Annotated in this window: 22 protein-coding genes; 18 read left to right on the forward strand and 4 right to left on the reverse strand. The window is 67.4% G+C overall.

Going from position 1 to position 24,816, the window contains the following annotated elements:
* Positions 1-4 precede the first annotated feature (4 nt).
* On the forward strand, positions 5-1,420 hold the full coding sequence (locus QCE69_RS23620) for a UdgX family uracil-DNA binding protein (RefSeq protein WP_309933316.1): 1,416 nt from the start codon (positions 5-7) through the stop codon (positions 1,418-1,420).
* A 3-nt stretch (positions 1,421-1,423) separates the two neighbouring features.
* Here QCE69_RS23620 and QCE69_RS23625 read toward each other — a convergent pair whose 3' ends face one another.
* A complete protein-coding gene (locus QCE69_RS23625; protein WP_309923565.1) occupies positions 1,424-2,212 on the reverse strand; it encodes an SDR family oxidoreductase in 789 nt (262 codons plus the stop codon).
* A gap of 384 nt (positions 2,213-2,596) precedes the next feature.
* On the opposite strand from QCE69_RS23625, the gene QCE69_RS23630 reads away from it, so the two are divergent.
* The 3 genes from QCE69_RS23630 (at position 2,597) to QCE69_RS23640 (ending at position 6,900) form a co-directional block, all read left to right on the forward strand.
* Complete coding sequence (locus tag QCE69_RS23630; protein ID WP_309933318.1) at positions 2,597-3,370, forward strand: DUF4410 domain-containing protein; 774 nt, start codon at positions 2,597-2,599, stop codon at positions 3,368-3,370.
* An 81-nt stretch (positions 3,371-3,451) separates the two neighbouring features.
* Entirely contained in the window at positions 3,452-4,723 is a 1,272-nt protein-coding gene (gene cls, locus QCE69_RS23635; protein WP_309923569.1) for a cardiolipin synthase, read from the forward strand.
* A 107-nt stretch (positions 4,724-4,830) separates the two neighbouring features.
* Complete coding sequence (locus QCE69_RS23640) at positions 4,831-6,900, forward strand: EAL domain-containing protein (protein ID WP_309934170.1); 2,070 nt, start codon at positions 4,831-4,833, stop codon at positions 6,898-6,900.
* A 23-nt stretch (positions 6,901-6,923) separates the two neighbouring features.
* On the opposite strand, the gene QCE69_RS23645 is transcribed toward QCE69_RS23640, so the two are convergent.
* Entirely contained in the window at positions 6,924-8,462 is a 1,539-nt protein-coding gene (locus QCE69_RS23645) for a DHA2 family efflux MFS transporter permease subunit (protein ID WP_309933319.1), read from the reverse strand.
* Positions 8,463-8,606: 144 nt separating this feature from the next.
* Here QCE69_RS23645 and QCE69_RS23650 point away from each other — a divergent pair, with 144 nt between their 5' ends.
* On the forward strand, positions 8,607-9,050 hold the full coding sequence (locus tag QCE69_RS23650) for a MarR family transcriptional regulator (protein ID WP_309923573.1): 444 nt from the start codon (positions 8,607-8,609) through the stop codon (positions 9,048-9,050).
* Positions 9,051-9,144: 94 nt separating this feature from the next.
* Positions 9,145-9,438 (forward strand): DUF4148 domain-containing protein, encoded by a 294-nt coding sequence (locus tag QCE69_RS23655; RefSeq protein WP_309923574.1) that lies wholly within the window; start codon positions 9,145-9,147, stop codon positions 9,436-9,438.
* Positions 9,439-9,472: 34 nt separating this feature from the next.
* Here the strand turns inward: QCE69_RS23655 and QCE69_RS23660 are convergent, their stop codons facing one another.
* A complete protein-coding gene (locus QCE69_RS23660) occupies positions 9,473-11,182 on the reverse strand; it encodes a POTRA domain-containing protein (RefSeq protein ID WP_309933321.1) in 1,710 nt (569 codons plus the stop codon).
* A 155-nt stretch (positions 11,183-11,337) separates the two neighbouring features.
* Positions 11,338-13,011 (reverse strand): collagen-like triple helix repeat-containing protein, encoded by a 1,674-nt coding sequence (locus QCE69_RS23665; RefSeq protein WP_309933323.1) that lies wholly within the window; start codon positions 13,009-13,011, stop codon positions 11,338-11,340.
* Positions 13,012-13,622: 611 nt separating this feature from the next.
* On the opposite strand from QCE69_RS23665, the gene QCE69_RS23670 reads away from it, so the two are divergent.
* The 12 genes from QCE69_RS23670 to QCE69_RS23725 all read left to right on the forward strand — a co-directional run bounded on the left by QCE69_RS23670 (position 13,623) and on the right by QCE69_RS23725 (position 24,809).
* Positions 13,623-13,799, forward strand: coding sequence for a Flp family type IVb pilin (locus QCE69_RS23670; RefSeq protein ID WP_309815697.1), 177 nt, complete (start codon positions 13,623-13,625; stop codon positions 13,797-13,799).
* Positions 13,800-13,970: 171 nt separating this feature from the next.
* The gene (locus QCE69_RS23675; RefSeq protein ID WP_309933325.1) at positions 13,971-14,465 is read left to right on the forward strand and encodes an A24 family peptidase; all 495 of its coding nucleotides are present in this window, start codon (positions 13,971-13,973) and stop codon (positions 14,463-14,465) included.
* The gene (locus QCE69_RS23680) at positions 14,462-14,935 is read left to right on the forward strand and encodes a pilus assembly protein (protein ID WP_309923584.1); all 474 of its coding nucleotides are present in this window, start codon (positions 14,462-14,464) and stop codon (positions 14,933-14,935) included. Before QCE69_RS23675 ends, QCE69_RS23680 begins: the two co-directional genes overlap by 4 nt.
* A 33-nt stretch (positions 14,936-14,968) precedes the next feature.
* Complete coding sequence (gene cpaB / locus QCE69_RS23685; RefSeq protein WP_309933327.1) at positions 14,969-15,904, forward strand: Flp pilus assembly protein CpaB; 936 nt, start codon at positions 14,969-14,971, stop codon at positions 15,902-15,904.
* Positions 15,905-15,974: 70 nt separating this feature from the next.
* The gene (locus QCE69_RS23690) at positions 15,975-17,345 is read left to right on the forward strand and encodes a type II and III secretion system protein family protein (RefSeq protein ID WP_309933329.1); all 1,371 of its coding nucleotides are present in this window, start codon (positions 15,975-15,977) and stop codon (positions 17,343-17,345) included.
* Positions 17,342-18,625, forward strand: a complete 1,284-nt coding sequence (locus QCE69_RS23695; protein ID WP_309933330.1) for a fimbrial protein — start codon at positions 17,342-17,344, stop codon at positions 18,623-18,625. Before QCE69_RS23690 ends, QCE69_RS23695 begins: the two co-directional genes overlap by 4 nt.
* 2 nt (positions 18,626-18,627) lie before the next feature.
* Complete coding sequence (locus QCE69_RS23700) at positions 18,628-20,010, forward strand: CpaF family protein (protein WP_309815713.1); 1,383 nt, start codon at positions 18,628-18,630, stop codon at positions 20,008-20,010.
* Entirely contained in the window at positions 20,003-20,992 is a 990-nt protein-coding gene (locus QCE69_RS23705; RefSeq protein WP_404987425.1) for a type II secretion system F family protein, read from the forward strand. The genes QCE69_RS23700 and QCE69_RS23705 overlap by 8 nt, the downstream gene beginning before the upstream one ends.
* Complete coding sequence (locus QCE69_RS23710) at positions 20,989-21,969, forward strand: type II secretion system F family protein (protein WP_309923593.1); 981 nt, start codon at positions 20,989-20,991, stop codon at positions 21,967-21,969. The genes QCE69_RS23705 and QCE69_RS23710 overlap by 4 nt, the downstream gene beginning before the upstream one ends.
* A 10-nt stretch (positions 21,970-21,979) precedes the next feature.
* Positions 21,980-22,717: a tetratricopeptide repeat protein gene (locus QCE69_RS23715; RefSeq protein ID WP_309933332.1), complete on the forward strand. Its 738-nt coding sequence runs from the start codon at positions 21,980-21,982 to the stop codon at positions 22,715-22,717.
* 37 nt (positions 22,718-22,754) lie between these two features.
* Positions 22,755-23,057 carry a DUF3613 domain-containing protein gene (locus QCE69_RS23720; protein ID WP_409021229.1) on the forward strand — a complete coding sequence of 101 codons (303 nt, stop codon included), beginning with the start codon at positions 22,755-22,757 and terminating at the stop codon, positions 23,055-23,057.
* A gap of 21 nt (positions 23,058-23,078) precedes the next feature.
* On the forward strand, positions 23,079-24,809 hold the full coding sequence (locus QCE69_RS23725) for a TadG family pilus assembly protein (protein WP_309933333.1): 1,731 nt from the start codon (positions 23,079-23,081) through the stop codon (positions 24,807-24,809).
* Positions 24,810-24,816 lie beyond the last annotated feature (7 nt).

Raw genomic sequence — 24,816 nt, forward strand, 5'->3', positions numbered from 1 at the left:
TCTGATGCGCATCATCTCCATCGACGACGATTTCGATGCCTGGCGCACCGCCGCGCTCGATGCGCTCGCGCAGGGCCTCGCGCCCGAGTCGATCGACTGGCGCACGGCGCAGGCCGAACCGGCGCTGTTCAACGAAGCCGCTCCTCAACAGGATGCACGGGATGCGCCACGGATCCGCGTGTCGCGGGAGTTGTCGGCGCTGCTGAAGGACGCCGCGCATTTCCGCGACGAGCGTCGCTGGAGCTTCCTCTACCGGGTATTGTGGCGCTGGGCGCAAGGCGACCGCTCTGCGGCCTCCGCCGCCGATGAAGACGGCGCGCGTCTCTACAAGATGGCCAAGGCGGTGCGGCGCGCCCAGCACGACATGATCGCGTACGTGCGGTTTCGCCAGCGCGATGCGGCGCTCGGCGCGCCCGAATACGTCGCGTGGTACGAGCCGGATCACGACGTCCTCGCCTGGGGCGCCGAGCATTTCGCGGCGCGCATGGGCCGCTCGACCTGGCTGATTGCAACGCCGGACGGCGCCGCGATGTTCGACGGCGCGCGCCTGCAACTCGAACGCCGCCGTGCGCTGGCGTCGGAACATGCGGTCGACACGCCCGACGCCGCCGAAGGCCTCTGGATGACCTATTACCGCAGCATCTTCAACCCCGCGCGGCTGAACGAGTCGGCGCTCGAACAGCATATGCCGGTGCGCTTCTGGAAAGGGCTGCCGGAGGGCGCGCTGATCCCGCAGATGGTCAGCGCGGCACGTGGCGGCGCGCGCCGCGTTGCGCAGGCGTCGAGCGTGGGCGCGCTCGGCGGCAAGGCCGTGCAGGTCGACGCCCACGAAGCCCAGCCCGAACGCGACGCGCCCACGTCGCTCGATAGCTGCCGCCGCTGCGATCTCTGGCGGCACGCGACGCAGGCGGTGCCGGGCGCGGGACCGTCGGGCGCGCGCATCATGCTGCTCGGCGAACAGCCCGGCGATCAGGAAGACCTGAAAGGCGAGCCGTTCGTCGGCCCGGCCGGACAGTTGCTCGACGAAGCCATGCGGCGCGCCGGCGTTCCGCGCGAGCAGGTGTACCTGACCAACGCGGTGAAACACTTCAAATGGGAGCCGCGCGGCAAGCGGCGTCTGCACAAGACGCCCGCGCAGCAGGAAGTCGACGCGTGTTCGTACTGGCTCGAACAGGAACTGCACGACGTGGGCGCGCCGGTCATCGTCACGCTCGGTGCGACGGCGCTGGCGGCGCTGTTCGGCCGCCGCGCGACGCTCTCGGCGCATATCGGCCGCGTGGTGACGTACAAGGATCGACAGGTCGTCGCGACCTATCACCCGTCCTACGCGCTGCGCCAGAATGATGAGGCCGCGCGCGAGCGCACTGTCGCGGCCATCGTCGAAGCACTCGAAGAGGCGCGCCGCCTCAGCGGCGGCTAGCCGTCAGAACGCCGCGCGGATCACGCCGCCATCGGCACGCAAGGCTGCGCCGTTGGTTGCCGCCGAAAGTTCGGAACACACATAGGCCACCATGTTGGCGATCTCCTCGGGCGTGATGAAACGCTTGAGGATCGAAGTTGGCCGGGCTTCCTCGAAGAACTGCGTTTCGAACTCGTGGAAGCTCTTCCCGCCCGACAGCTTCTCGACGAATTCCGTCACGCCTTCCGAACTCGTCGGACCCGGCAGCACCGAATTGACCGTGACGCCGGTGCCCGCGCAGGTTTCCGCCAGCCCGCGCGCCAGCGCGATCTGCGCGGTCTTGGTCACGCCGTAATGAATCATCTCGACGGGAATCTGCACGCCGCTCTCGCTGCTGATGAACACCACGCGGCCCCAGTTCTTCTCCTTCATCTTCGGAAGATAGGCGCGTGACAGGCGCACGCCGGACATCACGTTGGCGTTGAGAAAGCGCAGCCATTCGTCGTCGCTGATGTCCTCGAAGGGCTTCGGATCGAAGATGCCCATGTTGTTCACGAGAATGTCGACGTGCGGAAAGCGCGCAACCAGCGTATCGACCTGGGCGGCGTCGGAGACGTCGCCGGCGAAGCCTTCGGCCTGTGCATCCGGAACCTGCTCGCGCAGTTTGGTGAGCGCGGCATCGACGGAAGCTTGCGAGCGGCCGTTCACGATCACGCGGGCGCCCTCGCGCGCGAGCGCCACCGCGATGGCGTGCCCGATGCCTTTTGTCGATCCAGACACGAGCGCGAGCTTGTTGGCGATCTTGAGATCCATCTTTCTCTCCTTGAACAGGTGTGACGGAATGCATCGCGCGGCGCGCGATGCGAAGTGATGACGTGACCGGCAGTAAACCAGAAGCCCGCCGAATCTGCATGAGCCCTGTCCCGCGCTGCATCTTTTGACTGGCCTGAAAGCCTTGCTGCGCAGGCCTTAGCGCCGGATGAAACCGCACGACATAAATGCGCGATGGCGGCATGAAAAGGCATCGTCCATAGTTGCGCCTGCGTGACCGGAACACCCCGCGGGACGTAGAACAGCAACGGAACCCAACGCCGTATCACGCACAGATGACATCACGGATCAGGACAGCAGCAAGACCGCCGCATCCTCGTCGCGCGATACGAACCGTCAACGAATCCACACTTCCGGAGCCACATCATGTTCAACCCGATCAACGCCTTCTTCAGCAAAACCCTCGCCGCACTGGTCGTCGGTACGGCGCTGCTGGCAGGCTGTGCCGACAACCCCGCGCAGGCCGCGGACGCGTCCGGCGCATACGCTCAGACGACGAGCGCGTCCGTGCAGACGCTGCGTCCCGATACCCTCTACGTCTACCCGTTCGCCAGCGATGCCAGCGACGTCAAGCTCGACAATCACGGCATGCTGTCGAAGCTCGGCGCGGCGATGTCCGGCGATTCACAGGCCGACAAGCAAGCGCAGGACGCCGTCGCTGCCCGCGAGGAAGTGGCGAACGAGATCGTCGCGAAGCTCCAGTCGATGGGCCTGCGCGCCATTCGCGCCGACGTCCCGCCGCCCGACGGCCAGAACGTGCTGATGATCGAAGGCAGTTTCAATACGATCGATGCGGGCAATTGCCGCCGCCGCATGGTGATCGGCCTGGGGGCGGGCGAGAGCCGCGTCGGCGCGACGGTGCAACTGGTGCTCAAGCCGGCCTACGGTGTACCGCAAGTGCTGGAACAATTCGACGCCAATGCCGACAGCGGCCACGCGCCGGGCATGGCGGAAATGGCCGGCGTCGGCGCGGCGGCGGGGCACGTGGCCAGTTCGCTGGCCGTGTCGGGCGGCTTGCACGCGGTCTCGGAAAAGAAGCATGCGGACGTCTCGTCGGACGAAAAACGTCTCGCGGACGCCATCGCGAAGCAGATCCAGAAACTCGGCCAGTCGCAGGGCTGGATGTCCGCGAAGAGCTGAGCAGGTAAAAACACCCGCACGCGGCCCGAAAACTGCTTCCATCGACATTCCGGACGCATGTTCGTTTCGCGAGGCCCGCGTATGCCGACGCTTGCCGTGATTGTTCTGACTGTCGTAGTGACGCTGATCGTCGTGCTCCTCATCGCCAATCTTTCGAGTGGCGAGAAGAAGATCGAACACAAGATAGAGCGCGAGTACGCCAGCGACGACCCGCAGTTCCTCCGCTCGATGGGCCTGCTGCTCGGGCCGCCCGTCATTGGCGGCAACCGCTTCGAGGTGCTCCTGAACGGCGACCAGATCTTCCCGAAGATGCTGGACGCCATCCGCGCCGCCCGCGACACGATTACCTTCGAGACCTTCATCTACTGGTCAGGCGGAATCGGCGAGGAGTTCGCCCAGACGCTCTCGGAGAAGGCGCGATCGGGCGTCTCGGTACATGTGCTGCTCGACTGGGTGGGTTCGTCGAAGATGGACAAGCGCTATCTGCACATGCTGCGCGACGCCGGCGCCGAGGTCATCCAGTATCACAAGCCGCATTGGACCGGCCTCGGCCGCATGAACGACCGTACGCATCGCAAGCTGCTGGTGATCGACGGACGCATCGGTTTCACCGGCGGCGTGGGCATCGCCGACGAGTGGACCGGACACGCGCAGGACGAAAAGCACTGGCGCGACACGCATTTCTGGGTCGAAGGCCCGGCGGTCGGCCAGATGCAGGCAGTCTTCATGGACAACTGGATCAAGGCGACCGGCAATGTCCTGCACGGTCCGCGCTATTTTCCGGAGATCGACGCGGCAGGCGACGGCCTCGCGCACATGTTCAGCAGCTCGCCCTCGGGCGGCAGCGACGACATGCAGCTCATGTATCTGATGGCGATCACCGCCGCGACGCACTCCATCCATCTGTCCAGCGCGTATTTCGTGCCGGACAAGCTGACGATCAACGCCATCGTCGAGGCGGCGAAGCGCGGCGTGCGGGTGCGCATCATCACGCCGGGCAAGCGCATCGACACGCATACGGTGCGGGAAGCGTCGCGCGCCTGCTGGGGCGACCTGCTGGCGGCGGGCGTGGAGATGTTCGAATATCAGCCGACAATGTTCCATTGCAAGCTGATCGTGGTCGACGAGTATCTGGTGTCGGTCGGCTCGACCAACTTCGACAGCCGCTCCTTCAAGCTGAACGACGAGGCCAACCTCAACATTTACGACCGCGATTTCGCGCGCCGCCAGACCGCGATTTTCGACGACGACGTGACGCACGCGAAACGCATCACGCTGGACGACTGGCGGCGCCGCCCGCTGACCGAAAAGCTGCTTGAGCGCGTCGTCGCGCTGCTCGATCCGCAGCTCTAACGTTTGCGTGAAGTGCTTTGCGAAAAATTCCGTTGGCGACCCTAAAGGTCGGATTCCGGAAGCCGATAAGACGCTCACTCAAACGAGTCTTCGGTCCATTGGCGAACATGCACGGCACCTACAATCTCTGGCTGGTCGCGGCATCGCTGGTGGTCGCGACGCTTGCTTCATTTACCGCACTCGACATTTCGGCACGCATCGCCAACCTCGCGCAGTCGCGCGGCCGGCAAATCTGGCTGGCCGGCGGCGCCGCTTCCATGGGCATCGGCATCTGGTCGATGCATTTCATCGGCGTGCTGGCCTTCCAGCTGCCAATTCCCCTCGGCTATGACCTCAAGATCACCGCCGGATCGCTCGGCATCGCGGTGCTGGTGTCGTTCTTCGCGCTGCATGTGATCACGGGCAAGCGCCTCACGGCCCGACGGCTCGTCGCGAGCAGCCTGCTGATGGGCGCCGGCATCGCCGCCATGCACTACACCGGCGACGCCGCCATGCGCATGCAGCCGGCCATCACCTACGATCCGGTGCTGTATGCGGCGTCGATCGTCATCGCCGTGGTGGCGTCGGGCGCGGCGCTGTGGATCGCGCACACGCTCTCGGCCGCGAACCTGCGCAACATGATGGCGAAGCGCGTCGGGTCGGCGGTCGTGATGGGCATCGCCATCTGCGGCATGCACTACACCGGAAACGCGGCGGCGGAATTCGTGCCGGGCTCCATCTGCGGCGCGGCCAACGATGTCGATGCGCACTGGCTCGCCACCACCGTCGCGCTGTTCACGTTTGCGATCCTCATCATCACGCTGGTACTGTCGCGCTTCGACGCGCGCACCGCCTTGCTGGCCGGCTCGGTGTCGCGGCTGAACGGCCAGATCGTCCGCATGGCCACCTTCGACACGCTCACGGATCTGCCCAACCGCCGCACGATGAACGAACGCATCGAACGGGCGATCCGCCATGCGACGCAGCAACGCAGCCGCTTCGCGATCCTCTTCATGGACCTCGACGGCTTCAAGACCATCAACGATTCGCTCGGCCATACGATCGGCGACGAAGTGCTGAAGGCGTTCGCGCGCCGTTTGCAGGAATGCGTGCGCGGCGGCGATACGGTTGCGCGTCTGGGCGGCGACGAGTTCGTCGTGATGCTGGAAAACCTGAACGCGCCCACCGACGCCGAGAAAATGTCCGAGCGTATTCTGGACACGATGAAACAGGGGCTGATGGTGTCGAGCCATCCGTTGCAGGTGATGCCAAGCATCGGCATCGCGCTGTATCCGCAGGACGGCGACAGCGTGGAGGCGCTGCTCAAACACGCCGACATCGCGATGTACGAGGCGAAGCGCGGCGGACGCAGCACCTATCGCTTCTTCGAGGCGAGCATGAACGAGGCGGCCGTGCGCACGCTGCAGATCCAGCAGGCGCTGCACGAGGCGTTGAGCGGCGGGCATTTCTACCTGCTGTTCCAGCCGAAATTCCACGGCAAGAGCGGCGACCTGGCGGGCGCGGAGGCGTTGATCCGCCTCGACCATCCGCAGATCGGCACACTGACGCCGCTCGAATTCATTCCGATCGCCGAGCGCTCGGGGCAGATCGTGCAGATCGGTTACTGGGTGGTGCGCGAGACCTGCCGGCACTTGTCGCGCTGGCGCGCGGAGGGCCGCCCGCCGGTCAAGGTGGCGATCAACCTGTCGCCGCGGCAGATGCACGAGGCAGATCTCGTCGAAAACGTCATGCGGATCGTGCGCGAAGAGGGCGTGCCGAGCGAACAGATCATGTTCGAGATCACCGAAACGGTGGCGATGCAGGACGCGCCGCGGACCATCGAGATGATCCGCGCGTTCCAGGAGAACGGCATCGAGATCGCCATCGATGATTTCGGCACCGGTTATTCGAGTCTTGCCTATCTGCAACGCTTCCGCGCCAAGCAGTTGAAGATCGACCGCTTCTTCACCAACGGGCTCGACGAGAACGGCCAGGAAGGCCGCGCGATCGTCTCGGCGATCATCGCGCTCGCGCATTCGCTGGACATGGACGTGGTGGCGGAGGGCGTCGAGACGGGTTCGCAACTGAACCGGCTGCAGGACATGGCGTGCGACGAAATGCAGGGCTTTCTGCTCGCCATGCCCCTGTCGGCCGAGGCGTTCGGCGGGATGCTCGAAAAACGCACGGTCAGCGTCTGAGGCGCCGCTGACGGTGGCTGCGCTCAGTCCATCGCCGCGTGCGCGATGTTGTCGTCGGCCGTGCCGTTTTTGGCGGGCCGGATCAGCAACAAGAGCGGTACGACCAGCAGCGTCGCGACGAACATCAGCTTGAAGTCGTTGATATAGGCGATCATCGTCGCCTGCTGGGTAATGGTCTGGTTGAGCATCGCCATGTCCTGCATCGAGCCGTTCAGGATGGACTGCATCGCCGGATTGAACGGCGTGACATGCGCAGCCAGGTCCGCGTGCGCGATCTGCGTGTTGCGCGTCATCAGCGTCTGCACGATCGAAATACCGATACTGCTGCCGATATTGCGCGCCAGGCTGTAAGTGGCGGTGCCGTCGGCGCGCAGGTCCGGCGCCAGTGTCGAGAAGGTCAGCGCCGACAGCGGCACGAACACCAGCCCCAGCCCGAAGCCCTGGATCACGCCGGGCCACACGATATCCGACGCCGACAGCACGATCGTGTAGTGCATCATCTGCCACAGCGCATACGCCGACACCAGGAAGCCCGAAAGCAGCAGCACGCGTGCATCGACGTGTTTGAGCAGCCGGCCCGCCATCAGCATCGCCAGCATGGTGCCCGCGCCGCTCGGCGCCGTGACGAGGCCCGTGGTCGCGACCGGATAGTTCATCAGGTTTTGCAGCATCGGCGGCAGCAGCGCGCGGGTCGCGTACATCACCGCGCCGATCACGAAAATGAACAGCGTGCCGGTCGCGAAATTGCCATCCTTCAACAGCTTGTACTTGAAGAAGGAGCGCGGGCCGGCCGTCGCCGTGTGCGCAATGAAGAACACGAAGCTCAACGCGGCGAGAATGGCCTCGATGCGGATTTCCATCGAGCCGAACCAGTCGAGTTGCTCGCCGCGGTCCAGCATCGCCTGGAAAGCGCCGATCGCCAGGCCCAGGGTCGCGAAGCCGAAGGCGTCGAACTTCACCGCGCGGCGCGCAACCTGGGCCGGCAGGAACGTCGTCACACCGAACAGCGCGAACGCGCCGATCGGTACATTGATGAAGAACACCCAGCGCCAGTTGTAGCTGTCGGTGAGCCAGCCGCCGAGCGTCGGGCCGAGAATCGGGCCGACCATCACGCCCATGCCCCACACGGCCATGGCCTGGCCTTGTTTCTCGCGCGGATTGATGTCGAGCAGGATGGATTGCGACAACGGCACCAGCGACGCCCCGAACACGCCCTGCAACAGCCGCGACGCGACGATCTGCGCCAGCGTCTCCGACAACCCGCACAAGGCCGACGCCACCGTGAAGCCGGCAATGGAGATGCACAGCAGCTTCTTCACGCTGAGCTGGTCGGAGAGCCAGCCGGTCAGCGGCGTGGCGATGGCGGCCGCGACAATATACGAGGTCAGCACCCACGTAATCTCGTCCTGCGACGCCGACAGCGCGCCCTGCATGTGCGGCAGCGCCACGTTGGCGATGGTGCTGTCGAGCGTCTGGATCAGCGTGGCGAGCATGATCGAGACGGTCAGCATGCCGCGGTTGAGAGGCGCCGCGGCGCTTGCTGTTGATGCTTCGGAGGACATGGAGGCGGCCGCGCGTGACGGCAGATTGTAGATTGTAATCAGGGTGATGATAAGCACGCTTATTATAAGACGACGGCTGCCGCGCGCCAATGCGGACATAAACGGTGGATGCGCGGGAGGCTGTCTGTTCCCTATAATCGCGCGATGGAAACCCAACTCGACAAACGCTTCGGCTTCCTGGTCGCGGACGTGGACCGCCTGTGCGGCAACCGTTTCGACGAACTCGCGAAGTCGTCGCTCAATCTCACGCGCGCGCAATGCCGCGTGCTCGCCTATCTCTCGCATTACGGCGAGGTCAATCAGGCGCGTCTGGCCGGCTTGCTCGAAGTCGCGCCGATTTCCGCCGGAAGGCTGCTCGATCGCATGGAAGAGGGCGGCTGGATCGAACGGCTGCTCAATCCCGACGATCGCCGTGAACGTCAGGTGCGCATGACCGCGAAGGCGGAGAAAGCGCTCGACAGCGCGCGGCGCGTCGGCGACGAAATCACCGCCGAGGCGCTCGCAGGATTCACCCGCAAGGAAAGCGAGCAGCTTGTCATGCTGCTCCAGCGCGTGCGCGGGAATCTGAGCCGGATCGTCGATCGCTGAAGCGGCGCGAGGGGTGGCGGGGATGTGGCCCGTCTATTGCTGTTGCGATGCCAGCAAGTCCACCCGTCGCCATCCCTTCCGGAGAAAACCGATCATGAACAAACGCACCGCACCGTTGGCTGTCATCGCTTTGTCCGTCGCCGCGCTCCTGACCTTGCCCGCCGCGCCCGCGCTGGCGCAGGATTCCGCGGCTTCCACGCCGAAGCAGGTCAGGAAAGCGGAGCGCAAGCAGGCGCGCGCGAAGAAGAACGCCGAGCTGAAGCAGCTGGAGCAGAACGGCTACAACCCGTCCGGCGAGCAGACCAACTATCCGCAGAACCTGCAGAACGCGCAGGCGAAGATCAACGCGAAGAAGGCCGGCCAGCCCGCACCGGCTTCGGCGCCGTAATTTCAGTGCTGCACGCGCGGGCTCGCCCCGCGCGTCAATCCAGTTGATACGACAAGGTTGCATTCACGCGCGGGCTGCGCGAGGTGTTCTCGACGGGCGCATCGCCGACCGCCTTCGCCACCGACAAATCGATGCTGTAGTGCTTCGCATCGGACACGCGAAAGCCGATTCCCACCGAAGACAATCTGCGCGGATTCGCCGTGCCGCCATGCAGGTAGACGCGCGCGGCATCGAACGCCACGTACGGCGTGAAGCTCTTCAAGTACGTCATGCCGACCTCCAGCGGCCGGTTCACTTCGAACGACGCTCCCCAGCCCGAATCCCCCGACACCTCTCCCGGCTGATAGCCCAGCGCGAAACGCTGCGCGCCGAATGACACCTGTTCCGAAGTCGGCAGGGAATCGGGCGAGTATTGTCCGGTCGCGGACAGCACCGTGCCGATCTTCCACGGCCATTCGTTGCTTTGCGAGACGCTGGCGCCGGTGCGCACGAAGGTCAGCGAGACCGGATTGACGGGCGCGTAGCCGGCGATGTTCGTGTCCGCGCTCTTCGATGCCCCGAGCACGTCGAAGGCCTTCGCGACATTGAAGCTCCCGCGGCGCACAACGCCTTCGCTGATGCCGGTGTAATCGAGCTGCAACTGCGCGACCCGGACCTGCGAGCGATTGGCCAGATACGGATTGCCGGGCACGATCGTGTTCTTGAGGCGGTCCTCGTCATGCGAGGCGTACACCGTCGCCGTGCCGATCAGACTGCGCGCGTTGCTCAGCATGAACGGATAGACGCCGGAGAACGCGAGCTTGTCGTTGACCACCGTGCGTTCGATATAGGACGGCAAGCCAGGGTTGTCGACCGGATGGCCGTGATAGTGCGAGGCATCGATCTTGGCGGTGAAGCCGTCGGTGCCCACCGGCAGCGTGCCGTTCAGCGCGTAATAGGTCTGGTCGTCGCGGCCTTTCGGCAGCAGCGCGGACGCCGTCAGCGATTCGCCGAGCCCGAGCATGCCGTTCTCGGTCGCGCTCAGGATGCCCTGCACGCCCGGATGATTGAAGTCGATGCCCGTGCTGACGTTGAACGGCTTGCGTTCGACGTCGAGTTCGAGCGCCGTCGCGCCGTCGGTGGTTTGCGGCGGCGCGACGTTCACCTTCGCCTTCACGCCCGGAATCATCCCGAGCACGTTGACGTAACGTTCGAACTTCGCCTGCGTGAGCGGCCGGTCCGCCTCCAGGCGTTCGGCCACGGCGCGGATGCGCTTCTCGGCGGCGCCCGGATTGCCCTTCACGATGACCTTCGCGATATAGCCCTCGACCACCGTCACGCGCACGACGCCGTCCTGGAACGCCTGCGCCGGGATGAACGCGAAGGAGAGCGCGTAGCCGTGTTCCTTGTACATCGCGGTGATGCCGTTGGCGGCCTCGATCAGCTGGCCGACGGTCACGTCCTTGCCGACGAACGGCGTGAAGCGCGCGGCGATCGGTTCGAAGGGCAGCGACTTGACGCCTTCGATCTCGACCCTGGACGGCGTGAGGTGATGGGCGAGGAGCGCTTCGAGCGCGGGCGCAGGCGGCGCGACATTCACCGCGACGGGCGCCTTGGGCGGCGTGTTGACTTGCGGCAGGGCATCGAGCGGATTGCCGCCGACGCTGGCTCGGGGTGCGGGCGCGGTCTGCGCCTGCGCGGGGTGTGCCATGGGCGCCGTCAGTGCGGCGAGCATGAGCGCCCGTGTCCAGTCACGGATCTTCATTGTGTTGCCCTCGGTTGGTTGCGAGAACGTCGTGCGTTCGGATGACGCCGCGTTCTTCGTCGTGTGTCGTTATGGGTGCTGCGTGTCTTGCAATCTCACGCAGAGAGCAGGGAAGCGCAGGTTTCGTGGACCGCGCTCCCCTGCCGCGCGCCGGTTTAGCGCCGCGTGCCTCCCAACACGCCGCCTACCACGGCGCCCACCGTGCCCAGCAGGCCGCCGTTGTTGGCGGTGCCGCTGCTGGTGTTGCCGGTGGTGGTTGCGATTCCTGCTCCCGCGCCTGCGCCAGCGGAGGTAGAGGTTTGCGTGCTCGCGACGGTCACGCCGACGGCTGCACCGGTGATCGTCGTCACCGAGCCGAGCACGCCTGCATTGCCGGGCGATCCGGCGGTGCTGGCCGGTGCGCCGGTCAATGCGCCGACCAGTCCGGTGACGGGTGCGAGCAGACCTGCGCTGCCGGCGCCGCTGCCGGTCGATCCCGCGCCGGTTCCCGTGGCGCCCGCCAGCGCGCCGGTGACGCCGCCGACCAGACCCGTGACCGGTGCGAGCACGCCGCCTGCGCCTGCGCCGCTGCCCGTGCCACCGGCCGCGCCCGTCAGGCCGCCGACCAGACCCGTGACCGGTGCGAGCACACCGCCCGCGCCCGAGCCCGTTCCGCCCGCCGCGCCCGTTAAACCGCCGACCAGGCCGGTGACCGGTGCAAGCACGCCGCCCGCGCCCGTACCGGTGCCCCCTGCTGCGCCCGTCAGGCCGCCGAGCAGACCGGTGACCGGCGCGAGCGGATTGGCCGTCGAGCCGCCGTTGACGAGGCCGCCCACCGACGACACCGTTTGTCCCGTCGCCGAAACCAGGTTGCCGACGCCGGCCGTGACCGGATTCGCGCCGGTGCCCGTGACGCTCTTGCCGGCGTTGTCGAGCGTGCCGCCGAGGGTCGTCAGGAGATTGTTGACGGGCGCGCCGAGGCCGGTCACCGAGCCGACCGTCTGCGTCGTCGTGCCGACGACCGAGGTGATCGGCGTGATGGCCTGGCTGACCGTCTGCGTGAGTTGCGTGACCGGCGCGCTGGTGAGCGTGGTATCGAGCACGCCGCCGGTCTGATGGACCGCGTTGCCGACGATGCCGACGATGCTGCCCACCGGCGTCGTCACCGGGGCGAGCGGGGAGAGCGCGCCGGTGCCGAGACTCGACACCAGCGTGCCCGCGCTCGACACCGCGTCGCCCGTCTTCTGGACGACCCCGCCCACGCTGGCGACGGTGGTGCCCACAGGATTGGTGCTGGTGCCGATGGTGCCGAGGCCGGCCGACACGCCGTCGCCCAGCGTGGAGACAGCGCCGCCCACGTTCGATACGACGTCGCCCGCGGCTTTCGTGGTGCCCGGGCTGACGCCCGGCGCGGTCGTCGAGCCGATTGCCGTCCCGATGCCCGTGACCGTGTCGCCTGCCGCGGACACCACGTTGCCTGTTTTATCGACGACAGCCGCGACCGGCTGGACCGGCGTACTGCCCGTGCCGCCGCCGGTGCCGCCACCGGTTCCACCGCCGCCCGTGCCGCCGCCGCTCCCTCCACCGCTTCCACCGCCGCCATTGCTGCCGGTGGTGGTCCCCGAACCTCCGCCCGAGCCCGTTCCGGACCCGCCGCCCGAACCGCTGCCGGTTCCACCCGCACCGCCGCCGGTGCCCCCGGCATCGCCCGTGGAGATGCTTCCCGCGCCGCCCGGCGCCTTGCTCACGGACCCCGATCCGCCGCAAGCCGCGAGCGACAGCACGCCCGCAACCGCTGCCGCGATGATGGTGATCCGCAGGGTTTCGCGTCCGATGTGTCTCGTATTCATGTTGGCCCTCGATATGTTGTTTGAACGAACCGCGGGCGAATAACTGCATTAGGTGTGCCATCGCACGGACAGCGCGATCCCATTCGACGGCGGGCTTACGCAGCGCCAATCGCTTCAAGCACTTGCGGGGGTTGTCGAGAATGATTCTCGTGTGATGACGCGTTGCACCATTTGAAGTGTTTCGGGGAAACGTAACGTTACGAGAAACGGCTCGCGTAACGGATTGGAGGGTTACACGAGACAATCCTGTCAACCCGCACTCGTCATATATCAAACACTCAATCCATGCAGCCGGAATTTAATTCCTTTTTGGACACCAGCAATCGTCGCGCTTACTTAATGGAAGTTCGAAAGGCATGCTATCAAGCGAAGCCAAGCAAAAATTGAACAAAGTTGGGTCAGACGATTATTGATTTTGGGATGGCCATGCGTTATAAATCCTCTCAGCGACACGTCACACGAAATGCTCGCCGCGAGGCGCCAGACGTGTAGACGAGAGCGCAATACAAAACAGAGTTGGATCGCCTTTCGGGGGCTGACACTTAGGGTGCAGCAGAACCGGATGGTAGATGCGGCCAGAGAGAAGCAAACCCATCCGAGGGCCATTAATAATGAAAGCAACCTTCCTGCAGTTTCTTCGCGACAGTCGGGGAATTACCGCCATTGAATACGGACTGATTGCCGGCGTGCTTGCGCTGGGCATCATGGCGGCGGTCGGTGATGTCGCGGACCAGTTGAAAAGTACCTTCCAGGCAATCAAGACAGAACTGTCGAAAACCGGAACCTGAGAGAAGCCGGCTTTTCGCCGTTATACGGCAAGACTGCATGTGCGTTTAATGTTCTTCTCGCGCTGGCTCACGCCAGCGCGAGGATGTTTATCGCCTTGCGGTTTTGGAATATAAAAACATCCGGATTAATCCGGATGACGGTATTCGTTTGCCGGCGGATTTGTTTTCGACATGTTCTCGATCGGATCAGCATTATTCACGGGGTGGGCGTGCGCCGTTGCCATGTGCGACTGGCGACGCCGTTCCATCCCCAATGCGCTCGTTCTGGCGGGCGCCGCGTGCGCGCTGGCGCTTGCGGCGGCCCGCCTGTCGCCGTTCGAAACGCCGCCCGGCGCCGGGCTGATTGGACTCGGCGCAGGCTTCGCCGCGCTGCTGCCGTTCTGGCTGCTCGGCATGATGGGCGCCGCCGACGTCAAGACGTTCGCGGTGCTCGGCGCCTGGTGCGGGCCGCGCGCGCTGCTCGGCGTCTGGGTGGCGGCCAGCCTGTGCGCCGCGCTGCATGCGCTGCTGCTGTTCGCGCGCCGCCGCACTACGGTTGCGCTGGACGAGTTGTCCACCGGCATGACGCTCGCCGAACGGCGGCGCAACAGCACGCCGTACGGCGCGCTGCTCGCGGTGGCCGCGCTCTGTCATCTCGCGCTGCATGCCGCCGGAGTGCCCTTATGACGCCCGCACGTCAAACCGGCAGATCCAGCCGCCGCGCCGAACGCGGCAACATGGCAATCGAATTCGCGATCGTGTTCCCGCTGTTCTTCGTGGTGTTCTACGCAATCGTCACCTACAGCCTGATCTTCGTCGCGCAGCAGTCGCTGACGCTCGCGGCCGAGGAGGGCGCACGCGCCGCACTGCGTTTCCAGGATGGCGCGGCAACCGTCGATGACTCCCTCGCGCTGCGCAGCACCGCTGCCTGCACGGCCGCGAAGGGCCTGACGAACTGGCTCGCCGGACTGGCCGACTGCACCGCGACGCCGGCCCCGTGCACCTATGACACCTCGATGCGCTGCATCCAGGTGACGCTCGACTATCAATACGCGCAGCGTCCGCTGGTGCCGACGCTGCCGCTCTTCGGCCTTGCGCTGCCCGACTCGCTCGTGGCGCGCGCGATGGTTCAACTCGATCCGGACAACGTGCTATGAGCACGCGCCTGCCGGTCCACTCGCCCTGACACCATGGCCAATCTCACTCGCACGCTTGCCATCCTGCTGTTTTCGGTCGCGGTCATTCTCGGCATCTTCGCCGTGATGCTCGCGCGCCATCCGGCGCCTTCCCCCGAGCGTGACCGGACGCCGGCGCAGCCCGCCGCGCTTGCCACGCCGCAACGGCTCGCGCCGGTCGTGATCGCCACGCGCGATCTGGCCGCGGGCAAGCCGCTCGACGCCGACGCCCTGACCGTGCGCATGCAGGCCGAACCCGCGCCGGGCACTTTCGGCGATGCGTCCGCGATCGTCGGCCGCGTGCCGCTCGTCGCCGTGCCGAAGGGCGCGCCGCTCACCGCCGAAACGCTGTCGAGCGGCCTCGCGGACGTCGTCGCGCCCGGCGAGCGCGCGGTGGCCGTGCGCATCGACGAGACCAATGCGGTCGGCAATTTCGTGCGGCCGGGCGATTACGTCGACGTCTTCTTCACGCTGAAACGCGAAGGCGCATCGGGTGATGTGGAGATCGGCTCGACGCAGGCGCGCCTGCTTCTGTCGAAGGTGCGCGTGCTGGGCGTGGGCGACGCGTCGATCGGCCGCGCGGGCGGCAAGGAAGCGAAGGATTCCGCGCTGCGTGCGGGCAGTCCGCGCACCGCGGTGCTCTCGGTCCGCACCGCCGATGTCGATGCGCTGACGCTCGCGGAAAACGCCGGCCGTCTGGTGCTCGCGCTGCGCAATTCCGCCGATCCCGAAGCGCCGCCGCCGCACGCGTTCGCACCGCTGTTCGCCGCCGCGAAGCCCGACGACGGCGCCGCGCGCGCCGCCGCCGGCCTCTCGCTCGGCACGCTGGCGGGCGCACGCACCGCGAGTCGCGCGGTGGAACCGGCACGTGTCGCACGCGCGCCGCGCGCGGCGACGGGCGATGGCATCGAAGTGATACGCGGCGGCCGGGCGGAGCAGGTCGCGTACTGACAGTCAGGGCAAGAACGGAACGCGGACAGCGCGGCGAATCACGATGACAAGAAACCAGCAAGACGAAGGCATGAAGAAATCGACGGGATGGAAACGGGCGGCGCTCCTCGGCTGGGTGGTCGTGGTATGCGGCGGCACCGTGCAGACGGCGGCGGGGGAAACAGCGGCTACGACGGCGTCGCCCTCGCGCGGCCAGGTCATTGCGCTGTCGACGGGCGCGCAGATGTCGCTTGCGCCCGGCAAGACGGTGACGCGGGTGGCGATCGGCGATCCGGCCGTCGCCGACGTGAACGTGCTGAAGGGCGGCGGCGTGCTGCTCGTCGGCAAGGCGGCGGGCTCGACCAGCCTGATGCTGTGGCAGCGCGGCAGCGGGACGCCGCTCTCCTATACGGTCGACGTGGCCTCCGGCGCAGGCGCCGCGCTCGCCGAAAGCGACGCGCCGCAAGTCCGCGTGCTCGGCAAGACGGCGGTGCTGACCGGCAGCACGCCGAGCGTCGGCAAGCATCAGCGCGCGGCGGCGGCGGCGCGCGCGTCGGTGGGCAAGGACGGCGCGGTCGTCGATGCCTCGACCATCGCGACCCGCAGCGTCGTGCAGGTGGACGTCAAGGTGGTCGAGTTCAGCAAGTCGGTGCTCAAGGAAGCCGGCTTCAACCTGTTCTCGCAGAATCACGCGGGTTTCGCGTTCGGCACCTTCGCGCCGAGCGCGCTCAGCAACGTGTCGGGCGGCGCGACCAGTCCGCTCGCCGTCACGGCCACCTCGCCGATCGGTTCCGCATTCAACCTGCTGCTCAATTCGACCTCGCGCGGATTGTTCGCCAACCTAAGCTTGCTGGAAGGCAACAATCTGGCGCGCGTGCTGGCGCAGCCGACGCTGGTGGCGCTCTCGGGACAAAGCGCGAGCTTCCTCGCGGGCGGCGAGATTCCGGTGCCGGTGCCGCAGTCGCTCGGCACGACGACGATCGTCTACAAGCCATACGGCATCGGCCTTTCGCTGACGCCGACCGTGCTCGGCCCGGAGCGCATCGCGCTGAAGGTGGCGCCCGAGGCGAGCCAGCTCGACTTCGCGCATGCGATCACCATCGACGGCGTCTCGGTGCCCGCGCTCACCACGCGCCGCGCGGAAACGGCGGTCGAACTCGGCGACGGCGAGAGCTTCGTGATCGGCGGGCTGGTGGATCGCGAGACGGCCTCGAACGTCAACAAGGTGCCGCTGCTCGGCGACCTGCCGATCATCGGCGCGTTCTTCAAGACCTTGCAGTACTCGCAGCAGGACCGCGAACTGGTGATCATCGTGACGCCGCATCTGGTCGCGCCGATCGCCCGCAACGCTCCGTTGCCCGCGACGCCCGGCGAACAGTCCGAGCGCCGCGACGGGCCGGTATGGCGCTCGTTCATCGGCGGCTCATTGTCTGCCGAAGCCGCGCCGGGATTCTCGCGATGACGCCCGTCGAAGCTTCCGCGCTGCCGGCGCGCTTCCTGTGCGCGAGCCCCGACAGCGCGCGGCTCGACTGGCTGCAACGCGCGCTGGCGGGCGCGGGCCCGGTGGAAGCCGCGCCGTGGGACGTGGCCGGACTGACTGGGCGCATCGGCGAGCGGGCGCCGGGCGTCGTCTTCATCGACTTCGGCGCGAGCGGCGACGCCACGCAAGCGAGCCTGCTGGCGCACGCGGCGCGCGACATGTATCCGGCCGTGCCGATCGTCGCGCTGGGCACGCTGGCGACGCCGGCCCCGGCGCTCGCGGCGCTGCGGGCGGGCGTGCGCGATTTCGCCGACGTGAGCGGCGCGCCCGCCGACGTCCTCGCGATCGCGCGGCGTCTGCTGGCCGAACGGCCGGCTCCGCGCAACGAGCCGGTCAGCCGCCAGGGCAAGCTCACGGTGCTGCTCGGCGCGCGCATCGGCGTGGGCGTGAGCACGCTCGCGGCGAACCTGGCGGTGAGCCTGCAAAAACGCGCGGCGGCGGCGCAGCGCACCACGGCGCTGCTCGACCTCGGCCTGCCCGCGGCGGACAGCGCCTTGCTGCTCGACACCCGCAGCGAACTGCATTTCGTCGATGCCGTGCGCAACCTGCGCCGCTTCGACGAGACCTTCGTGAACACCGCCTTCGCGCGTCATCCGAGCGGGCTGGCGCTGACCGCGCTGCCTGCCGATCTCGGCGAGATGCGCGCGATTTCCTTCGCCTCCGCGACGAGCACGCTGAACCGCCTGCGCGCGTATTTCGATCAGCAGATCGTCGATCTGGGCGGCTTCTCGAACCTCGAATTCGTCGGGCAGGCCGTGCGTGCCGCCGACGAAGTCTGGCTCGTGTGCGATCCGAATGTCGCCTCGGCGGTTTCGGCGGTCGCCTTGCTCGACGCGTTGCGCGCGGGCGATGAAAGCGAGCCGGACGAAGCCAAACCACTCGGCCTCATCGTCAACAAGTTCGACGCCGCGCTCAACTTCGGCGCCGACCAGCTGGCCGAGCGTCTCGACCTGCCGCTTGTCGCGGTGCTCCCGGAGCGGGCCCAGGCGCTCGGACGCGCGGTGAACCAGGGCCGGCTGCTGGCCGAGTGCGCCGAACGCGATCCGTATGTCCGCGCGCTCGCGCCGCTGGTGGCGCGCCTGCACGGTGAAGCACCGGGCGAGGCGGCCGCGCGCGACGCACAGTCGGCAGGCGGCCGTGCGTCCCTCCGCTCGGCGCTGGGCGCCGGGCAATTCCTTCCCAACTTTCTCAGACGGTCATAACGATGGTTCAGGACTTCAGCAAGGACATCGCGTTCGCGAACGATCTGGCCGAAGACGCCGTCGCGTTCGCCCAGTCGCAGCAGTTCCAGGACGTGGCCACGGCCGCGCACGAACATCTGCTGTCGCGCATCGAGGAACTCGGCGCGGAATTCGGCCGCTGGTCGCGCCAGGCGATCCAGCAGTTCGTCGATCTGGAGATGGACAGCTTCGTGCGCCTGCGCCGCATTCCGCTCAATGAGAGCGAAGTGCGGCTGGTGGCGGCGGCGCTGACCAAGGAACTCGCGGGTTTCGGCCCGATCGAGGACCTGCTCGCCGATGCCGCCGTGGAGGACATCCTCATCAACGGCTATAGCGACGTGTATGTGTCGCGGCACGGCATCCTCGAAAAGATTCCGGTGCGCTTTGCCGACAACGCGCACCTGCTGCGCATCGTGCGGCGCATTCTCGCGCCGATCGGCCGGCGTCTCGACGAATCCAATCCGATGGTCGATGCGCGCCTGCCCGACGGCGGCCGCGTCAACGTGGTGATCGAGCCGCTGTCGATCGACGGGCCGGTCGTGTCGATCCGCAAGTTCCGCCGCGATCCGCTGCGTCCGGATGACCTGCTCGCGAACGGCACCTTCAATCAGGACATCGCGACGCTGTTGCAGGCGGCGGTCGAGGCGCGCTGCAACGTGCTGGTCTCGGGCGGCACGAGCTCGGGCAAGACCTCGCTGCTCAACGCGCTGGCCTTCTTCATCCCGAAGCACGAACGCGTGGTGACGATCGAGGACACGGCGGAGCTGTCGCTCAACCATCCGCACGTGGTGCGGCTCGAAAGCCGGCCGGGCGGCTTCGACGGCGCGGGCGTCGTGTCGATCCGGGACCTGTTGCGCAATACGCTGCGGATGCGTCCGGACCGCATCATCGTGGGCGAAGTGCGCGGCGGCGAAGTGCTCGAAATGCTCCAGGCGATGAATACCGGCCACGACGGCTCGATGGGCACGGTCCACGCCAGTTCGCCGCGCGAGTGTCTGTACCGGCTGGAAATGCTGGCGGGCTTCGCGGGCTTCCAGGGCACCGAGGCGAGCCTGCGGCGGCAGATTGCCAACGCCATTGATTTCATCGTGCAGATCGGGCGGCTCTCGAACGGCCGGCGCCGGATCCTCTCGGTTACCGAAGTCACCGGCCTTTCGGACAACATCATCGCGATGCAGGAGTTGTATCGCTATGAGCCGTCCGTCGACATGAACGGCGACGAACAGGACCGCTGGAACTGGCTCGGCATTCATCCGAGTTCGCCGAAGCTCGCGAAATTCCGTCAGGCGCAAGGTGTGGCGATGTCGGAAGGCTTCGGGCAGACGGGACGCTTCGGCGGCGGTTTCGGCGGGGGCTTCAGTGGCTAGGGGCGTCGCGCTCGTCGCGATGCTGGCGCTGCTGTGCGCGGCGGCGGCGCTCATGCTGTGGCGGCGCAGCGCCCTGCGGCGTGAACGGGCGCTGGCGGAACGCTTCGTCGAGCGGCAGGTGCAGACCGCGAGCGCGGCGCACGCCGCCGCTCCGCACGCGTCGCACGCGGCACAACCGCCCCGGCCCGCGCCGGGCGCGCCTGCCGCCGAGATGCAGACGGGCGTCCGGGCGCGCATCGCGCAAGTGCGCGCGTTCGTCGGCAATCTGCTGAACCGTGCGGGCATCGAACGGCCGGGCGCGCTCGTCGCGATCACGCTCGCCGTTGCCGGCTGCGGCGCGCTGTGGGCCGGCGTGCGCGCGGGAGCGGCGATCGGCGCGGGCGTCGCGGCGTTCGTGCTGGTCGCCGTCTACGCGTGGCTGACGTGGCGCGCGCAGAAACGCTACCAGCGCATCGTGCGGCAACTGCCGCCTTTCCTCGACGGCATCGTGCGGATGATCGTCATCGGCCACAGCGTGCCGGCGGCGTTCCAGAGCGCGCTCGGCAGCGCCGAAGCGCCGCTCTCCGAATGCCTGAACCGCGCGCTGCCGATGCTGCGCACCGGCATGGAAATCGATCACGCGCTCGGCGCGGTGGCGCGCATCTACCGCGTGCGGGAACTGGAACTGGTGGGCTCGGTGCTGCGCGTGTCGGTGAAATACGGCGGCCGCTCCGACGTGATGCTCGACCGCATGGCCGCCCTGATGCGCGACCTGGAGCAGGCCGATCGCGAACTCATCGCGCTGTCGACCGAAACGCGGTTGTCGTCGTGGGTGCTCGGACTGCTGCCCATCCTGCTCGGCACGATGGTGATCCTGACCAATCCCGCGTACTTCGACGCCATGTGGACCGACACGCTCGGCAAGCGCCTCGTCTACATGGCGGTGGCGTTGCAGGCGCTCGGCGCGTGGATGCTGTACCGGCTGGCGAGGGTACGGACATGACGATCACGCCTGCCTTGCTCGGCGCGCTCGCGCTCGCCGCCGCCGCGCTGGCCGTGAGCCTGTGCGGCGTGCTGGCGTTCGGCCGCCATCTGCGCATGCAGCGTTCGGCGCGCACGCTCGATCACGCGTTGCAGGATCGTGCGGCGGCGTCGCTGTCGGCCGCCGCTGCTGCTGCGCCGGCCACGCGCCTCACGCCGCCGCCGGCGCGCGGCCTGTTCGCGGCGCTGGGACGCGCGAGCGTTGCGTGGCTCGACACGCCGTTCGGGCGCATCGCGGTGGCGCCGGAAGACCGGCGTTTGCTGGAACGCTGCGGCTATCTCGATGTCCGTGCGCGCGCCCGCTTTCTCGCGGCGCGCATTGTGGGCGCGCTCGGCGCGCCGCTCGCCGTCTTCGCCGTCGCGCATGGCGGCTTGAGCAGCGCGCGCTTCATGCTGCTGATGTTCATGGCGCTTTCGGCGGGTTTCATGGCGCCGAAGTGGTTCGTGCGGCGGCGCGCGCAGGCGCGTCAGCGCGCGGTGGAAAACGAGCTGCCGATGTTCGTCGACCTGTTGCGGCTGCTGCAGGGCGTCGGGCTGTCGCTCGATCAGAGCCTGCAGGTGATGATCCACGACTTCGGCAACGTGCTGCCCGTGCTCGCGCGCGAACTGGCGCTGGCGCAGGCGCAGTTCGTGACCGGCCGCACCCGCGAGCAATCGATGAAACGTCTCGCCACGAGCTACGAAAACGACGACCTCGCCGCCATCGTGCGGCTCATCATCCAGGTCGAGCAGCACGGCGGCGCGGTGCAGGATCCGCTCAAGCAGTTCGGCGACCGGCTGCGCGAGGCGCGCCGCGCGGCGCTGCGGGCGCGCATTGGCAAAGTCACCGTGAAGATGACCGGCGTGATGGTGCTCACGCTGCTGCCCGCGCTGCTGATCATCACGGCCGGGCCGGGTTTCATCGCGGTGGTGCACGCGCTGGCAGGACTTCATCGATAACGGAATGCTCATGACTCGCTCCACGACCCTCTTGCGCCCGCTGCTCGCGGCGCTGCTCTGCGCGACGCTCGGCGCGTGCGCGACCAAGCAGGAGAACGGCTACGGCCTGGGCATCCAGGCGGAACGCCAGGCCGCGCTCGATCAGGCGCAGCAGAAGGACGCGCCGCCCGATACGCCCGGCATGTACCTCGCGCTGATCGACCGGATGCAGGCGCAGGGCTTGTGGTACGCGTCGCTGGCGCACATCGATGCCTACGAGCAGCAATACGGCGAAGCGCCCGACACGATTCTGTTGCGCGCCGATGCGCTGCGTCAGACCGGCCAGCCCGAGGCCAGCGCGGCGGCCTACGCGCGTCTCGCCGATACCCCGCTCGCCGCGCGCGGCCTGCGCGGCCTGGGATTGCTGGCGGGTGCGAAGGGCGATTTCACGCACGCCGCCGAACGTTTCGAGGCGGCTTCGAAACGCGCGCCGACCGATGCCACGATGCTCTCTGACCTCGGTTATGCGCGCTTGCGGATGGGCGATGTCGAAGGCGCGCGCGTGCCGCTGATGAAGGCCGCTGAGCTCGCGCCGGGCAACCCGAAGATCCTGAGCAACGTCGCGCTGTATCTGCTTGCCAGCGGCCAAGCCGCGAATGCGCAAGGACTGATGGACCAGCAGAAGTTCACGGCGGATGTGCAGCAGGCGATCCGCGGCGATGCGAAGCGGGTTGCCGATGCGGCGCGGCCGCGCGTCGCGGCGCGCTGATGTCGCACGAACGAAGTTACCGAACCACGAGGCAACGATGAAACGACTCCCCCTGACGATGCTGGCCGCCGTGCTGGGCGCGGCGCCCGCCGCCGCCTTCGCGCAGGTCGCGAACCCGCCGGCGGCGAGCGAGATCGGCCACACCACGCAGGCCTGGCTCTCGCTCCAGGCCAGCAATGCCGCTGCCGCGCCCGCGCAGCCGATGCTGGGCGCCGAGGCCAGCGCGGCCTACGACCGCTATTTGAGATCGTTCGAGACGGCGATTCCGGCGCGCTTCGGTTCGTCGCTCGAAGACGCCGGGCGGCCCGCGCTCGACGTCAACCATCACAACGCCAACTGATGCAGTTCCGCAGCCCACGTCATGAAAGCGCACCGCACCTTCCGACCGCACCTTGAGCGCCAGCGCGGCGCGGCGGCGACGCTCGCGGCGATCTGGCTCATCGTGGCGGTCGCGGCGCTGGGCGCGCTCGACATCGGCAATCTGTTTTTCGCACGGCGCGCGTTGCAGAGCGTCGTCGATCTCGCCGCCAGCGCGGGCACGCAGTCGCTGTCGAGTTCGTGCGCGCGCGCGACCTCCGCGGCGACCGGCAGCGCGCTCGTCAACGGCTTCGACGCCAACGCCGCCGGCAACAGCCTGAGCGTCACGTGCGGGCGCTGGGACGCGCAGGCGAACGCCGCGCCCGACCATTTCTCGACCAGCGGCACGCCCGTCAACGCCGTCAAGGTGAGCGCGGCGCGCATGGTGCCGTACTTCTTCGTCAGACCGTCGAGGCAGGTGACGGCGACGGCCATCGCCCGGGCCACGGACATCGGCTCGTTCTCGATCGGCACGACGCTCGTCAGTCTTGGCGCGGGCCAGCTGAACAGCCTGCTGAACGCGCTGCTCGGCACCAGTCTCAATCTGAACCTGGTGTCGTACCAAGGACTCGCGAACGCCCAGGTGCGCGTGGGCGATCTCGTCACGGCGGCGGGCGTCGGCACCGTGGATCAACTGCTCGGCCTGCAACTCAGCGCGGGCGATATCGCGAAACTCATGCTGAAGGCGCTGCAAACCACGTCCGTCGTGAACACGAATCTCTCGACGGCGATCGGCGCGATGGGCGCCATCGTCAACGCGAACATTCCGGGCAACCAGACCATCGCGCTCGGCAGCAAGAACGGCTCGCCCGGGCTGCTGTCGATTGCGCTGGCGAACACGCAAAGCGCGCTCGACGCCACCATCAATCCGCTCGAAGCGCTGCTCGTCTCCGCCGAGATCGCGCAGGCGGGCAAGGCAGCCGTCATTCTGAAGCCGAGCATCGACCTGGGGCTGCTCGGTTCAGTGACGCTTTCGGTGCAGATCATCGAGCCGCCGGCGCTGGCCATCGGCGAGGCGGGGCAGGACGGCAACGGCAACTGGCGCACGCAGGCCAGCACGGCGCAAGTGCGGGCGGTCCTCGACGTGAGCCTCGTGAAGCTGCCGAACATCCCGCTCATCCCGTTGCTGAGCGGCCAGATGATTCATCTGCCGCTGTATGTGGATGCGGCGTCCGGCACCGCGTGGCTCGCCTCGACGCAATGCGCCGGTCCGCCGCTGACCCGGCGCTCGGTGATCGGCGTGCAGGGCGGCATCGCCAATGTGTGCGTCGGCGACCTGACGGCCAATGCGGCGTTCGGCGCCTGTTCCGTGCCCGCGACGATTCTCAACGTGCCCGGCGTGGCCAGCGTGAGCCTCGCCGCTGCCCTGCCCGCGACGATGCCCGCGTCGGCGGCGCCGAACATCACGTTCGACGGCGTGAGCGGCAACGCCGACGACTACCAGACCGTGCCGTCCGCGCCGGGCGCATCGCTTGCGAATGGGCTGAGCGGGCTGAACAAGAGCCTCTCGGGCACGCTGAAGATTTCTTCGCCCATCTTGCCGACCGTGCTGACCGATCTGTTGAGCGGCATCGTCACGGGCTTGCTGGGCGGCGTCGTCGCCACGCTGCCGCAACTGCTCACAGGCCTCGACACCGTGCTGCTGCCGGTGCTCCAGGCGCTCGGCGTGCAAGTGGGCGCGAGCACGATCCACGACCTGTCGCTGACCTGCGGCGAGTCGCAACTGGCCTATTGATTGATTG

The organism is Caballeronia sp. LZ032 (genome assembly GCF_031451315.1).
Lineage (GTDB): Bacteria > Pseudomonadota > Gammaproteobacteria > Burkholderiales > Burkholderiaceae > Caballeronia.